Source organism: Herbiconiux liukaitaii, from assembly GCF_041927495.1.
GTDB lineage: Bacteria > Actinomycetota > Actinomycetes > Actinomycetales > Microbacteriaceae > Herbiconiux > Herbiconiux liukaitaii.
In genome coordinates, this window is sequence record NZ_JBHFHG010000003.1 from 327,436 (window position 1) to 340,860 (window position 13,425).

Consider the following 13,425-nt stretch of genomic DNA (forward strand, 5'->3'; position numbering starts at 1 on the left):
CAGATACAGCGGATGCGTGTCGAGCTCAGGTGAGGATCGGCAGCAGCGGGATGGCTGCGAGACCGGCCAGGACACCACCGATGATGGGGCCCACGATCGGCACCCACGAGTAGGACCAGTCGGACGTTCCCTTGCCCTTGATCGGCAGCAGAGCGTGCGCGATGCGCGGCCCGAGGTCACGGGCAGGGTTGATGGCGTAGCCGGTGGGGCCACCGAGGGATGCACCGATCGCGATCACGAGCAGCGCCACGGGCAGAGCGCCGAGGGCCGCGAGACCGCCGCCGTCTCCCTGACGGCCGAAGCCGATCACCACGAACACGAGCACGAAGGTGCCGATGATCTCGGTCACGAGGTTCCAGCCGTAGGACCGCATCGCGGGGCCGGTGGAGAACACACCCAGCTTGTTGGCCGCTTCGGGCTCCGCGTCGAAGTGCTGCTTGTACGCGAGCCACACGAAGACCGCACCGATGATGGCGCCGATGAGCTGCGCTCCGATGTAGGCCAGCACGGTGACAGCGTTGACATCGACGGCCGTGGCCTCCGATCCGAACGTCTCCGCGCCGTTGGCCAGCAGGCCGAGGGTGACGGCGGGGTTGAGGTGGGCGCCTGAGGCGTACGACACGATCACGCCGGAGAAGACCGCGAGGCCCCAACCGATGTTCACCATGAGGAATCCGCCGTTGAAGCCCTTGGTGCGCACGAGCGCCACATTCGCGACCACGCCGCAGCCCAGGAGCACGAGAAGTGCTGTTCCTACGAGCTCCGACACGAAGTCGATACCGAGATTGTCCACGTTGACCTTTCTTCAGGGGTGGTGCCGACCGGGGGCCGGCACCGCCCTATTCAGTTGACGGCGCCAGTCGCCGTCGTGTTCTTCGCCTCGACCACGATGCCGTGGAAGAAGCGGAGGTTCTCAGCCGCCTGGAGCCGCTCATCGGCGAGCTGCTCTGCCGACCAGCCTAGGGATTCCGCGGCGATCCCGCTCAGTTCATCGAAGACCTGCTGGGTGAGCGAGCCGACGAACGCGATGATGCTGCGGCGCAGCACCAGATCCGCGAGGTGCACGGCGTGCTCCTGGGTCATCAGGTAGTCGACCTCACCGGTGCTGTACTCGGGCAGCGACTCGAGCGGGGCGTCGATGGCGCCGTCGGCGGAACGGTAGGCGGCGATGTGGCTGCTCACCGAGGCGGCGTTCGTGCCGTAGCGGGCGAGCAGGATGCGGGTGCGTGCCTCGCCGAGATCGGCGGAGCCGACCGAGGGGGCGACGGCGTGCTCGGCGACCCACGCGGTGACGGCGGAGGGCGACTGCGGGAAGCCGACGCCGCCGCCGATGGCGAGCTCGGTGGTGCTCACCGTGCGGGTGCGGCCGAGCACGTCGAGCGTGTCGTTGGCGAGGTGCTCGGAGAGCGCGCGGAACGTGGTCCACTTGCCGCCCACGAGGCTCAGCTGGGTCACCGTGGAGCTGCCGGCGAACGAGCCCTTCTCGATGCGGTAGTCGCGCGAGACGAAGCCGGGAGCGGTGTCGCCGTGGCCGGGCAGCGGGCGGATGCCGCTGTAGCGGAAGACGATCTGCGGGCGGTCGACCGTGATCGTGGGGAACACGTGGCCGACGAGCTCGAAGAAGTAGTCGACCTCTTCCTCGGTGCAGATGCTCGGCTCGTTGATGTCGGCCTCGAGGTCGGTGGTGCCCACGAGCACGCGGCCGTTGAGCGGGTAGATCAGCACGATGCGTCCGTCGTCGTTCTCGAAGAACACCTCGCCGCCGGCGCACGCCTCGTAGAGCTCGGGGTTGTCGAGCACGATGTGCGAACCCTTGGTGCCGCCCATCCACGTGGTCGCCTCGCCGAGGGCCTTGTTGGTGAGGTCGGTCCACGGGCCGGTCGTGTTGATCACGACGTCGGCGGCCACGTCGAAGGTCTCGCCCGAGATCACGTCGCGGAGCACCACGGCGTCGCCGTGCGCGCCGATGGCCTCGACGTAGTTGGCGGTGCGGGCGTGCGGGCCGGTCGCCAGCGCATCCTGAACCAGGTCGAGCGCGAGGCGCTCGGGGTTCTCGACGGCGGCGTCGTAGTAGGTGGCCGTGTACTTCACGTCGTGACGGAGCTTCGGCAGCTTCGCGAGCGACTTCTTGCGCCCCACGAACTTATGGCGCGGCACGTTGCCGCCGTCGCGGGAGAACGAGTCGTAGCCGAGCAGGCCGAGCTTGATGAGCAGCGCGCCGCGCTCCTTGGGCTTGCCCGCCTGCTTGTGGGTGAGGAAGCGCAGCGGAGCGCTCAGGATGCCCGAGAAGGTCGAGAAGATGGGGATGGTGGTGGGGAGCGGCTTCACGTAGTGCGGTGCGAGCCGCAGCAGGCGGTTGCGCTCCTGCACGCTCTCGCGCACCAGGCGGAACTCGCCGTTCTCGAGGTAGCGCACGCCGCCGTGGATCATGTGGCTCGAGGCGCTCGACGCGCCCGAGAGGTAGTCGCCGCGCTCGACCAGCACCACGTCGACGCCCTGGAGGGCCAGGTCGCGGAACGTGCCGATGCCGTTGATGCCGCCGCCGATGACCAGGACGGTGGTGCGGGGGTTCGAACGGATGGACTCGACGTTCGAACGGATGCCTTGCTGGGTGGAGCTCACTGAGTACTCGCCTTCGTGTGCCGGTGTGGATTCGCGAAGCTGCGATCCATGCGCCTTCAAGCAGTTCTACGAGGTTCTTCACATACGATCAAGCTCGCTGCACATATGTGCAGAGTTGGATCGCTACCCGATGCGAGGACGCATGCCCACTGACACCTTCGGCCCCGACAAGGTGCGCGACGCCCTGCGCGCCGCCCACCTGTACTACATGCAGGACCTCACGATGGAGGCCATCGCGGCCGAGCTGCACACGTCGCGCTCCTCCGTCTCGCGCCTTCTCGGCTTCGCCCGCGAGACGGGGCTCGTGGAGATCCAGGTCAAGTCGCCCGCCGACCGCGTGTCGTCGGTGCAGGAGCGCATCCGTGGCCGCTTCTCGGTGACGGCGCACGTGGTGCCGGTGCCCGACAACACCGCCGAGGTCGACCGGCTCGAGCGCGTGGCCATGAGCGCTGCACGGATTCTCGGGCCCTTCTTCGACTCCAACATGACCATGGGGATCGCCTGGGGCTCCACCCTCTCGGCGGTCTCCAGGCACCTCCAGGAGAAGGTCACGCACAACTCGCAGATCGTTCAGCTCAACGGCGCCTCGAACGCCCGCACCACGGGCATCGGCTACGCGAGCGAGATCATGAGCCGTTTCGGGGTGGCCTTCGGCGCGTACGTGCAGCAGTTCCCCGTGCCGGCGTTCTTCGACGACCCGCGCACCAAGCAGGTTCTCTGGCGCGAGCGCAGCATCCGCCGCGTGCTCGAGATCCAGAAGCACATGGACGTGGCGCTGTTCGGGCTCGGATCGGCCTCGGCCGAGGTGCCCTCGCACGTCTACGTGGGCGGCTACCTCGACGACGCCGACTTCGAGCAGCTCACGAAGTCGGAGGTCGTGGGTGACGTGGCGACGGTGTTCTACCGGGCCGACGGATCGAGCGAGGACATCCCCATGAACGCGCGCTCCACGGGGCCGTCGCTCGAGCTGCTGCGCAAGGTGTCGCGGCGGGTGTGCGTGGTGTCGGGCCGGTCGAAGCTGCCGGCGCTCCGCGGCGCCCTCGCGGCGGGGGTCATGACGGATCTGATCATCGACGAGACCACGGCGCACGCGCTGCTGCAGGAGTAGGCGGGCGGGACCGGGCCGGGCCGGGCCGGGCGGTCAGCCGGCGGCGAGGGCCGAGAGCGGGCCGAGGCCCAGTGCCCTGGCGGCGTGCAGGTCGTCCGCGGTGTCGACGTCGCGCCGCAGGGCCGAGTCTGCGGCGATCGGCAGCAGCACGTGACCGGCGCGCCGATGGCGCTCGGCCGAGCCCTGGCCGAAGCGCGGCACGAGCGGGTGCCCTGGCGTCGCCGTCACGAGCGTGGTGCCCGTGCCCTCGGCGTCGGGCACGAAGGCGAGCGGATGCGCGGCCGCCGCGTCCAGTGCCTCGTCGAGGTCGGCGGGTGCGAGGCACGGCAGGTCGCCGAGCAGCACCGCGATGCGGGACATTCCCACGGGGCCCGCGTGCACGAGACCGGCGAGCACGGCGGGGTTGAGGCCGCGACCGGGATCGTCGACGACCTCGGCGCCCGCCTGGCGAAGGCGCTCGGCGAGCGGGGTGGCGGCATCCGTCACCACGATGACGCGTGCCACGCTCGTCGCACCGCGCACGGCGGCGAGCGCGTCGAGCGAGAAGGCCTCTGCCAGTCGGCGGCGGGCGGCGGGATCGAGTTCGGGAGCGAGGCGCGATTTACCGTCGGGGGTGCCCTTGACGGGCATCACGAGGGTCCAGGTCGGGTCGGGGTTCACAGTCCTCGATTATGGTCGCCCGCGCCTGGACACGTGCTCCGCGCGGCGGAGCGAGCCGGGCAGAACGATCGGTCTGTTTTCTGGAATTATGCAGACGTATGGTGTGTTGAATCCGACGTGAGCAGAACTTTTCTTGAGATCGAGCGCGAGCGCGGAGTCGTCTCGCGGTACCGCAAGCATGTCAACGGCAAGGGATACGTGGCCGTCGGGGCCGAGGTCGACACCCTCGCCTATGTCGACCCCACGAGCTACGTGGAGACGGGTGCCCGTGTGGGCCCCAAGGCGCGCATCGGCGCCGGCAGCTGGGTGGAATCAGGTGCCGTGGTGGGCGCCGGAGTGGTGCTCGAGGCCCACGTGCACGTGGGCGAGAAGGCCGTGATCGGCCGAGGTGCCGTGATCGGCAGCCACACCCGCATCGGCGCCAACGCCGCGGTCGCCGACGAGGTGCACGTGGAGCGCGACGCCACCATCGTGCCCGGAGCGGTGCTCCGCCGCCGTGGCGAGGACTACAGCCGCGCCGCCTGATCCACCGCACTCCCCTCCCTCGCGGGGTCGGGGCGACCCCTGCGGTCGCCCGTGACTCCTCGGGGTGAGGGCCCGGCGCGATAGGGTCGACGCATGAGATCGAGCGGGTCACGGCGCAGGCGCGCGGGATCGCGGCTGCTGAGCGGTGAGCTGCTGCGGCTTCTCGCCGTGGCTCTCGGGCTCGGCTTCGTCTGGTTCGTCTCCTCCTCCGTGGGCCCGGGGTTCCCGGGTGCTGAGGCCCTGCTCGCCACGGTCGCCGTGGTGGCCGCGGCCTCGAGTGTCGCCCTCGTCGCTGCCCTGGCGAGTCTCGTGCTCGTGCTCACGGGCGGCGCCTCGGGCGGAGCACCACCGTCTGCCGCTGCCGCCGTCGAGCTGCCCGCCACCATCACGCAGTCCCGTCCGGATGCTCCGGGCAACCCCCAGCCGAGAGCTCCCGGCCGCCTCCTCGCGGCCGTCTAGGAGTCTCCGCGCCCTCCCCGTCCTGTCGGGTCGCGTTCGCGCGCCCGGAGACTCCTCCTCGGCCATACGGTCCCCATCCGTCACTGGCAAGGAGTTCTCATCAACATCTACGAATTCGGTCCCATCGCGACCGCCCTCGACGGCGCGTACGCCGTCGTGCAGTTCCTCAGCACCCTGCTGGCGCCCGTCGCCGGCGCCCAGGCGGCCGCTCTCGCGGTCGTCGTCCTCACCGTGATCGTGCGGGTGGTGCTCATCCCCGTGGGTGTCTCCCAAGCGCGGGCCCAGCGCATGCGGCAGCGGCTCGCACCCCGCATCGCCGAGCTGCGCCGTCGGCACGGCAAGAACCCCGAACGGCTGCAGCGCGAGACCATGGCGCTCTACGCCGAGGAGAAGGCCTCGCCCTTCGCCGGCTGCCTGCCGCTGCTGCTGCAGGCGCCGGTGCTCTCGCTCGTCTACGGCGTGTTCCTGCTCCCCACCGTCAACGGGCACGCCAACGCCCTGCTGGGCGAGACGCTCCTCGGCGCCCCGCTCGGCACGAGCTTCGTGACCGCGCTGGGGAGCGGCGCAGAGCCGAGCTCGGTGGTCGCGGGCGTGGTGATCGTCGCGCTCATCGCCGCCGTAGCTCTCCTCTCGAGGCGCTTCACGCTGCGTGTCTCGGCGGCGGCCGCGGCGGCCGGTGGCTCTAGTGGCGCAGGCGCGCGAGGCGCAGGAGGCACACGGGGGTCAGGAGGCGGACGGGGTTCGTCGGGCAGCGATCAGGCGCTTCCGGATGCGCTGGCCGCGTTCGGCGAGAACGGCAGCGCCACACGCATCCTGAGCTGGCTGCCGCTGATCACGGTGATCTTCGCCGCCTTCGTGCCGCTCGCGGCGAGCCTCTACCTGCTCGTCAGCACTGCCTGGACCCTCGGCGAGCGCACCGTGCTCGCCCGCCTCATCAAGTGACCACGACCCGCGATCCGTCCGGCCCCAAGGCCGAACCGAAGTCGGTGCGAACCCGCCCACAACCGAGCCCGCCCCGCCCCACCCCCAGCCGAGCCACCTCGGGGTTCTCGACTGGCGCGCGCGGTAGCGAGGCCGGCGGCAGCGCCGACTCAGCTCGAGGCCAGCGCGCGAAGGCCCTCGGCCTTGCGGCCTCTGCTACCGGCTGGCGCCCACTACCTCAAGGCCGTCGGCCGCGGCTGCTGGGCTAGTGGCTGGGGCGGGCGGCCTCTAGGCCGGCGGCGTAGCCTGCTGCGTAGCCCTCGGCGAGGGCCTCGTCGGTGCCGAGGCGGAACATGTCGGCGGGGCCCGTGCGGGTAAGAGCGCGCGCGGGGGTGTCGAGTGAGTCTGTGACGGCCTCGCCGTAGCCGCGCACGAGCGCCACCGGCATGCCGCTCGCCTTGCCCTTCACGAGGTCGGCGGCCGAGGCGAGCTCGTCGGCCACGGCGGCCTGGGTGACCATGAGCTGCTGGCCGAACGCATCCGTCGACCCCCTGAGGTCGTCGAGCACGCTCACCCCCGCCGCGCCGATGGCCAGATCGGTCTGGCCCTCGCGCCAGGCCCTGCCGAGCGTGTCGGAGACCAGCACGCCGATCCGCACGCCGAAGCGCGACCGGAGGCCCGCCGCGAGTTGACGGGCCGAGGCGTCGGGGTCGATCGGCAGCAGCAGCACGGTGCCCTCGGGGGTGTTGCTCGAATCCACACCGGCGGCGGCCTGCACGAGACCCTGGCGGTTCTCCACGATGCGCGTGACGCCCCCGGGGTGCACGCGGGTGGCGACCACGCGCACGGTCTCGGCGGTGATGGCCTCCTCGCGATCGGCGGCCGCGATGCGACGACCCTCGGCCTTCGAGATGATCTTCGACGTCACCACGAGGATGTCGCCGTCGGCCGCTCCGAGCCCGGCCGCCACGAGAGCGTCGCCGATGAGCGCGGCGAGATCCGCCCCCTCGTCGATCTCGGGCAGCCCGCCGAACGCCGTCACCGTGAGCGATCTCACCGTGGCCGCGCCCGCCGGCTGCTGCCCACCGCCCGACCCACCCGTGGCGGTCATCGGTGGAGCTTCGGGAGCACGTCTCGGGAGAACACGTCGATCCACTCCTTCTGGTTGCGGCCCACGTTGTGCAGGTAGATGGCGTCGAAGCCGAGATCGGCGAAGCGCTGGATGTGGGCGCGATGCGCATCAGGATCGCTCGACACCACCATGCGGCCCGCGAAGTCCTCAGGGCGCACCATCTTGGCCATCTGCTCGAACTCGAACGGGCTCCGCACATCGGCCTTCGGGAAGCGCATTCCGCCGTTCGGCCACTCCGTGAGGGCGTTCTGCATGGCCTCCTCGTCGGTGGCGGCCCACGAGAGATGCAGCTGCAGCACTCGCGGCATGCGGGAGGGATCCTTGCCCACCTCGCGCGCCCCGTCGTCGAACTTGGCGAAGAGGCCCGCGATCTTCTCGAGCGGGGCACCCACGGTGATGAGACCGTCGACCGTGCGGCCCGCGCGCTTCGCCGTGACCGGGCCGGCCGTCGCCACGAGCACCTCGGGCGGGACCTCCGGCATCGTCCACAGCCGCGTCGACTCGAGCTTGAAGAAGCTCCCCGAGTGCTTCACGTCTTTGCCCGCACGCGAGGCGGTGAAGAGCTTGTTGATGACGTCGACGGCCTCGAACATACGGTTGATGCGCTCGGGCGCCTCGGGCCAGTAGCCGCCCACGATGTGCTCGTTGAGGGCCTCGCCGGATCCGATGCCGAGCCAGTGCCTGCCCGGGTACATCGCCGCGAGCGTGGCCGAGGCCTGCGCCACCACGGCGGGGTGGTAGCGGTAGCTCGGCGAGGTCACCCCAGGCCCGAAGTCGCCGGTGGTGCGCTCACCGATGGCCGCGAGCACGGGCCACACGAACGACGACTGGCCCTGCCTCGGCACCCAGGGCTGGAAGTGGTCGGCCGCCATGACACCCGAGAACCCGTGGTTCTCTGCGTAGGCCGCGAACTCCACCGCGTCGTTCGGGTGGAACTGCTCGAGCTGGGCGGCGTAGCCGACGCGCAGGTCGGCCATCAATCGGTGGTGTGCTTCAGGAACTCGGCCACGACCGCGGGAACGTAGGGGGCCACGTCGCCGCCGAGCGCCGAGACCTGGCGCACGAGCGAGCTCGAGACGTGGGCGTGAGCCGGATCCGGCAGCAGGAAGATGGTCTCGACGCCCGCGAGGTTGCGGTTGACGATCGCCATGGGGGTCTCGTAGGCCACGTCGACCTGCGAGCGGATGCCCTTGACGATGGCCGAGGCGCCCACGTCGGTGACGTAGTCGACGAGCAGGCCCACGCTCCAGGAGTTAACCACGATGTTCGCGTCGGCCAGTCCGCGCTCGGCGAGCGAGCTGTGGATGAGATCCACACGGTGGGCGATGGGGATGAGCGCCTGCTTGTCGGGGTTGTGCACGACCACCACGTGCACCTCGTCGAAGATCGTGGAGGCACGTTCGATGACATCGATGTGCCCCAGGGTGATCGGGTCGAAGGATCCGGGGACGACCGCCACGTTGCTCATGCTCCCCAGGCTATCAAGGCACGCATGACGGGCGCGTTTCGTGTCACGCGCCGACGCGGTGGGGTCTCCTGCTCGACCCGGGGTCGGCGGCGCGACTCCGCTGCTGCTCACGCTGGTCATGCTCGCGCTGTTCACGCTCAGCCTGCTCGCGAGCCACGAACCGCTCGGCCAGCTCGATGGATGAGGCGAGGAGCTGCCGCAGCCGCTCGTCAGGGTAGGGCGCGCACGCGGAGCGCACGCCGTCGACCGCCATGGCCAGCACGGAGTGGGTCTGCCTGGTCGGCACGTCGTCGCGACGCCAGCGCGCCGCCGAGCCGTCGATGAACCGCCGCGCCCAGTTCGCCGCTTCGGGAGCCGCCTCGAGTGCTTGCGCGAACGGGATCTCGACGCTCTCGGGGAACCCGGATCCGCCCGCCCGCTCGAGCGCGTCGCGGCACACGAGCCCGCCCACTGCGAGAGCGTGCTGGCGATCGAGCGCGGCCTCGGGCAGAGCGGCCGAGACGGCGTGCAGCGCGAGCACGAGCTCGAGCCGCGGGTCGTCGCTCGTGAGGCCGATGACGGAGGGGATGAGCGGGGCCAGACGGCTGCGTGACTGGTCGGTCGTGAGGTCGTTGACGGCGCGCGCGAGCTGGGCGAGACCGGCGTGGGTGCAGGCGGGATGGTCGCTCCAGCGCTCCCCCGCGAGGTAGGAGGCGAACTCCATGAAGCACGCACCCGATCGGGGTGTGCGGTGGCGGCCTGCGGAGAGCAGGGGAACGCCCTCGAGGCGCCATGCTCCGGCCTTGCGTGTGAAGCTCCGTGTTGCCATCTCGACCACCCACTTCGTCTCGGTTCCCACCACTGTGCGCCCGTCGTCGCGAGAAATCAATGGGGTTGCCGCGCCTGTTCAGAACTCCTTCGCAGGGCCGGGTTGTGCAGGACTAGGTCTTGTCGAGGAAGTGGCGTTCGTTCTCGCGCAGCCGCCGCTCGAGGGCTGCCCGCAGGGCGGGGTGGTGCTCGAGAGCCGGATCGCCCTCGAGGAGCTGCACGGCCACGCCGCGCGCATCCTGGATGACGTCGCCGTCCTTCACCACGCGCAGCAATCGGAGCGATGAGCGACCGCCCGACTGCATCGCCCCGAGCACGTCGCCCTCGCGCCGCAGCTCGAGATCGATCTCGGCGAGAGCGAAGCCGTCGAGCGTGGCGGCCACGGCGTCGACGCGTTCGCGGGCCACCGATTCGGGATCGGCGTTCGTGACGAGCAGGCAGAGCCCAGGCACGCCGCCGCGGCCCACCCGGCCGCGCAGCTGGTGCAGCTGGCTCACGCCGAAGCGGTCGGCGTCGAGCACCACCATGGTGGAGGCGTTCGGCACGTCGACACCCACCTCGATGACGGTCGTGGCCACGAGCACGTCGATCTCGCGGGCGGCGAAGGCGCGCATCACCGCGTCTTTCTCCTCGCTCGGGAGGCGGCCGTGGAGGGCCTCGATGCGGCGGCCGGCGAGGGCGGGGTGCGCGCGCAGCTGGCGGAGAGTGTCGACCACGTTCGCCTTGGGAGGGGCAGGGGCGGATGCGGCGGCAGCAGCTGCGGCGGCGGCCGCGCTTGCTCGGCTCGCCGTGGTGCTGCGCTTGGTGGTGCGGCCCGCGTCATCCGCCTCCGGGTCGCCCGGTGCATCGAGCCCGTCGCCCGACTCGTCGGCCGGATCGATGGCCGGGCACACCACGAAGGCCTGGTGGCCCTTCTCGAGCTCCTCCGCCACACGCTGCCAGATGCGCCCGGCCCAGCCCGGCTTCTCGGAGAGCGGCACGCTGAAGCTCTCGATGCCCTGGCGGCCCTCGGGCAGCTCGGTGATGGTCGACACGTCCAGGTCGCCGAACACCGTCATGGCGACGGTGCGCGGAATGGGGGTGGCCGTCATCACGAGCACGTGCGGCGGGGTGGCGGCCTTCTGGCGCAGGGTGTCGCGCTGCTCCACGCCGAAGCGGTGCTGCTCGTCGACCACCACGAGGCCGAGGTCGTAGAACTGCACGGTGTCGCTGAGCAGCGCGTGGGTGCCCACCACGAGCTTCGCCTGGCCCGAGACCATGCGCAGCAGGGCCTTCTTCTTCTGCGCGGTCGGCAACTGGCCGGTGTGCAGCGTGGGCATGAGCTCGGCGGCGAGATCGGGGCCGAGCACCTTGACGATGGAACGGAGGTGCTGCGAGGCGAGCACCTCGGTGGGTGCCAGAAGAGCGGATTGCCCGCCGGAGTCGGCCACGGCGAGCATGGCCCGCACCGCCACGAGGGTCTTGCCCGATCCGACCTCGCCCTGGAGCAGGCGCATCATGGGCACGTCGCTCGCCAGGTCGCGGCTGATCTCGCCTCCCACCACCTGCTGGTCGCTCGTGAGGCGGAACGGCAGCGCGGCGTCGAAGCGCTCGAGGTAGCCACCGGGCTTCGGAACGCGGGGGGCGGTCTTCACGGCGTTGGCGGCGCGGCGCTGGCTCACGAGGGCGGTCTGCAGCACGAAGGCCTCGTGGAAGCGCAGGGTGTCGCGGGCGCGCAGGTAGTCGGAGTCGCGCTGGGGGCGGTGGATGAGCTCGTGCGCCTGCTGGGCGGTGAGGAGGCCTCGTTCGAAGCGCACCTCCTTGGGCACCGGATCCGGGAACGCGCCCGGTGCCTTCAAGCCGTCGAGCAGCAGCTCGATCGACTTCGCCACCTGCCAGCTGGCCACGGATGCCGTGGCCGGGTAGATGGGGATGGGCATCTCGGCCCACCGCTTGGCCTCGGCGTCGTCGAGCTCGGGGGCGGCGCCGTCGCTGAGGCTGCCGCGGCCGAGGGCCTCGTCGAAGAGCTCGTAGTTGGGGTGGGCGAGCTGCAGGGCGCCGCGGTAGTTCGAGACCTTGCCGGCGAAGATGCCGCGCACGCCGGGGCGGAGCTCGCGGGCCCGCCAGGACTGGTTGAAGAAGGTGAGGCTGATGTGGCCTCGGCCGTCGGAGATGGAGACCTCGAGCAGCGATCCGCGTCTCGCCCTCATCGGGCGTTCGCGCACGTCGCGCACCTCGGCCACGATCGTCACGTTCTCGTCGAGCGGGAGCATGTCGATGGCGGTGAGCTCGCCGCGCTTGGCGTAGCGGCGGGGGTAGTGGGCGAGCAGCTCGCCCACCGTGCGGGTGCCGAAGGCCTTCTCGAAGGCGTCGGCGGTGCGCCCGCCGAGCAGCCCGTCGATCTTCGCGTCGAGGAAGGCGCCACCGCCCTGCGCCTGCCGCAGCGCGGCGTCGAGCGCGGCCTGCTCGACCTCGGCCCCCCGCCGCTCGTCAGCAGCAGCGGCCCGCCGCTCGTCGAGCGACACGGCACTCCGCACCTTCGGCCCGCCCCCCGACCGCCCTGCGCCGCCGGCCCCTGCCGCGCCGCCGCCGCTCGCGCCGCCTGTCGCGCCACCCCGCGCCCCACCGGCGCTGCCGCCGCTCGCCCCACCGGCGCTGCCGCCGCTCGCCCCACCTGCACCGCCGCCCCGCGCGCCACCTGTGCTGCCGCCGCTCGCGCTACCCGCGCTGCCGCCTCGCGCGCCGCCGGCGGTGCCGCCTGGGGCGCGGTCAAGGTCGGCGCCGTCCAGTTCGGCCTCAAGCTCGGCGAGGTCGGCCGCGAGCTCGCCGGCTTCCAACCAATCGGCGTCGGTCCACGCGCCGTCGGACCCCGCGGGGCCGCCCACGCCGGGCCCGTCGCCCGGCCCGCCTGCTCCCGCGCCGCTCATGCCCCCATCCTAAGCTCGCCCTCCGACACCACCTTCGGCCGTCGAGCGGGGGCGGCGCGGTAGGGTGCTGGGCGTGACTCGCATCATCGCCGGATTCGCCGGATCCCTACCGCTCGCCGTGCCCCGCTCGGGCACGCGCCCCACGAGCGACCGCGTGCGCGAGGCCATCTTCTCGGCGCTCGAGGCGCGCGGCGGGGTCGACGGCCTGCGCGTGCTCGACCTCTACGCGGGCTCCGGCGCGCTCGGGCTCGAGGCTCTCAGCCGGGGTGCAGCGACGGTGACCCTCGTGGAGAAGCACCCGGCGGCGGCCAAGGTCATCCGCCAGAACCTCGCCACCGTGCTCGGTGCCGCCGCGCGCGGAGCCGGTGCACCTCGGGCCCAGGTCGCGGTGCAGACTGTGCAGGCGTTCCTGCGTGCGACGCCCGTGGTGGTGGGGGCGGGATTCGACGTGGTGTTCATCGATCCGCCCTACGAGCTCACCGAGGCCGAGCTCGCCGAGGATCTCGCCGCTCTCGCCCCCCTGCTCGACCCGGAGGCCGCGGTGCTCGTCGAGCGCAGCAGCCGCACCCCGGAGCCCACGTGGCCCCCCACCCTCGCCCTCGACCGCACCCGCTCCTACGGCGACACCGCCCTCTGGTGGGCCTCCCCCACCCTCGCCTGACAAGCCCGCTCGCTTCACCCACCCCACGCGACCCGCCCATCCAGTTCACCACCCGTCGCGACCCACCCACCCCGGCTCACCACCCCCCACGCGACGCTCGATCTTGCGGAATCGACGGAGAGTGGGGCCGAGCAGCCCGAACGACGGATCGTCGCC

The 13,425-nt window shown here is 71.4% G+C and carries 13 protein-coding genes; 5 read left to right on the forward strand and 8 right to left on the reverse strand.

Annotated elements, in window-relative coordinates:
• Window positions 1-25 precede the first annotated feature (25 nt).
• On the reverse strand, window positions 26-793 hold the full coding sequence (locus tag ACEXQC_RS05910; RefSeq protein WP_374819453.1) for an MIP/aquaporin family protein: 768 nt from the start codon (window positions 791-793) through the stop codon (window positions 26-28).
• Between the two features lie 50 nt (window positions 794-843).
• Window positions 844-2,622 (reverse strand): glycerol-3-phosphate dehydrogenase/oxidase, encoded by a 1,779-nt coding sequence (locus tag ACEXQC_RS05915; protein ID WP_374819454.1) that lies wholly within the window; start codon window positions 2,620-2,622, stop codon window positions 844-846.
• A 142-nt stretch (window positions 2,623-2,764) separates the two neighbouring features.
• Here ACEXQC_RS05915 and ACEXQC_RS05920 point away from each other — a divergent pair, with 142 nt between their 5' ends.
• Window positions 2,765-3,730: a sugar-binding transcriptional regulator gene (locus tag ACEXQC_RS05920; RefSeq protein ID WP_374819456.1), complete on the forward strand. Its 966-nt coding sequence runs from the start codon at window positions 2,765-2,767 to the stop codon at window positions 3,728-3,730.
• Between the two features lie 33 nt (window positions 3,731-3,763).
• On the opposite strand, the gene cofC is transcribed toward ACEXQC_RS05920, so the two are convergent.
• Window positions 3,764-4,390 (reverse strand): 2-phospho-L-lactate guanylyltransferase, encoded by a 627-nt coding sequence (gene cofC, locus ACEXQC_RS05925; protein WP_374819458.1) that lies wholly within the window; start codon window positions 4,388-4,390, stop codon window positions 3,764-3,766.
• A 117-nt stretch (window positions 4,391-4,507) separates the two neighbouring features.
• On the opposite strand from cofC, the gene ACEXQC_RS05930 reads away from it, so the two are divergent.
• The 3 genes from ACEXQC_RS05930 to ACEXQC_RS05940 all read left to right on the forward strand — a co-directional run bounded on the left by ACEXQC_RS05930 (window position 4,508) and on the right by ACEXQC_RS05940 (window position 6,316).
• A complete protein-coding gene (locus tag ACEXQC_RS05930; RefSeq protein ID WP_374819460.1) occupies window positions 4,508-4,915 on the forward strand; it encodes a DapH/DapD/GlmU-related protein in 408 nt (135 codons plus the stop codon).
• 93 nt (window positions 4,916-5,008) lie between these two features.
• Window positions 5,009-5,374, forward strand: a complete 366-nt coding sequence (locus ACEXQC_RS05935) for a DUF6412 domain-containing protein (protein ID WP_374819461.1) — start codon at window positions 5,009-5,011, stop codon at window positions 5,372-5,374.
• A gap of 156 nt (window positions 5,375-5,530) precedes the next feature.
• Entirely contained in the window at window positions 5,531-6,316 is a 786-nt protein-coding gene (locus ACEXQC_RS05940) for a YidC/Oxa1 family membrane protein insertase (protein ID WP_374819463.1), read from the forward strand.
• A 244-nt stretch (window positions 6,317-6,560) separates the two neighbouring features.
• On the opposite strand, the gene ACEXQC_RS05945 is transcribed toward ACEXQC_RS05940, so the two are convergent.
• The 5 genes from ACEXQC_RS05945 to ACEXQC_RS05965 form a co-directional block, all read right to left on the reverse strand.
• Complete coding sequence (locus tag ACEXQC_RS05945) at window positions 6,561-7,406, reverse strand: coenzyme F420-0:L-glutamate ligase (RefSeq protein ID WP_374819465.1); 846 nt, start codon at window positions 7,404-7,406, stop codon at window positions 6,561-6,563.
• Entirely contained in the window at window positions 7,403-8,404 is a 1,002-nt protein-coding gene (locus ACEXQC_RS05950) for a TIGR03557 family F420-dependent LLM class oxidoreductase (RefSeq protein ID WP_374819467.1), read from the reverse strand. The genes ACEXQC_RS05945 and ACEXQC_RS05950 overlap by 4 nt, the downstream gene beginning before the upstream one ends.
• Window positions 8,404-8,895 carry a pantetheine-phosphate adenylyltransferase gene (gene coaD / locus ACEXQC_RS05955; RefSeq protein WP_374819469.1) on the reverse strand — a complete coding sequence of 164 codons (492 nt, stop codon included), beginning with the start codon at window positions 8,893-8,895 and terminating at the stop codon, window positions 8,404-8,406. The genes ACEXQC_RS05950 and coaD overlap by 1 nt, the downstream gene beginning before the upstream one ends.
• 43 nt (window positions 8,896-8,938) lie before the next feature.
• Window positions 8,939-9,703 carry a hypothetical protein gene (locus tag ACEXQC_RS05960; protein WP_374819471.1) on the reverse strand — a complete coding sequence of 255 codons (765 nt, stop codon included), beginning with the start codon at window positions 9,701-9,703 and terminating at the stop codon, window positions 8,939-8,941.
• A 112-nt stretch (window positions 9,704-9,815) separates the two neighbouring features.
• Window positions 9,816-12,608: an ATP-dependent DNA helicase RecG gene (locus tag ACEXQC_RS05965; RefSeq protein ID WP_374819473.1), complete on the reverse strand. Its 2,793-nt coding sequence runs from the start codon at window positions 12,606-12,608 to the stop codon at window positions 9,816-9,818.
• Window positions 12,609-12,681: 73 nt separating this feature from the next.
• Here ACEXQC_RS05965 and rsmD point away from each other — a divergent pair, with 73 nt between their 5' ends.
• Window positions 12,682-13,269: a 16S rRNA (guanine(966)-N(2))-methyltransferase RsmD gene (rsmD, locus tag ACEXQC_RS05970; protein ID WP_374819475.1), complete on the forward strand. Its 588-nt coding sequence runs from the start codon at window positions 12,682-12,684 to the stop codon at window positions 13,267-13,269.
• The last annotated feature ends 156 nt before the right edge of the window (window positions 13,270-13,425 follow it).

Coding starts and splice junctions, on each gene's coding strand:
- coaD (WP_374819469.1), bottom strand. CDS start 8,895: ATGAGCAACGTGGCGGTCGTCCCCGGATCCTTCGACCCGATCACCCTG.
- ACEXQC_RS05945 (WP_374819465.1), bottom strand. CDS start 7,406: ATGACCGCCACGGGTGGGTCGGGCGGTGGGCAGCAGCCGGCGGGCGCG.
- ACEXQC_RS05920 (WP_374819456.1), top strand. CDS start 2,765: ATGCCCACTGACACCTTCGGCCCCGACAAGGTGCGCGACGCCCTGCGC.
- ACEXQC_RS05950 (WP_374819467.1), bottom strand. CDS start 8,404: ATGGCCGACCTGCGCGTCGGCTACGCCGCCCAGCTCGAGCAGTTCCAC.
- ACEXQC_RS05960 (WP_374819471.1), bottom strand. CDS start 9,703: ATGGCAACACGGAGCTTCACACGCAAGGCCGGAGCATGGCGCCTCGAG.
- ACEXQC_RS05935 (WP_374819461.1), top strand. CDS start 5,009: ATGAGATCGAGCGGGTCACGGCGCAGGCGCGCGGGATCGCGGCTGCTG.
- ACEXQC_RS05965 (WP_374819473.1), bottom strand. CDS start 12,608: ATGAGCGGCGCGGGAGCAGGCGGGCCGGGCGACGGGCCCGGCGTGGGC.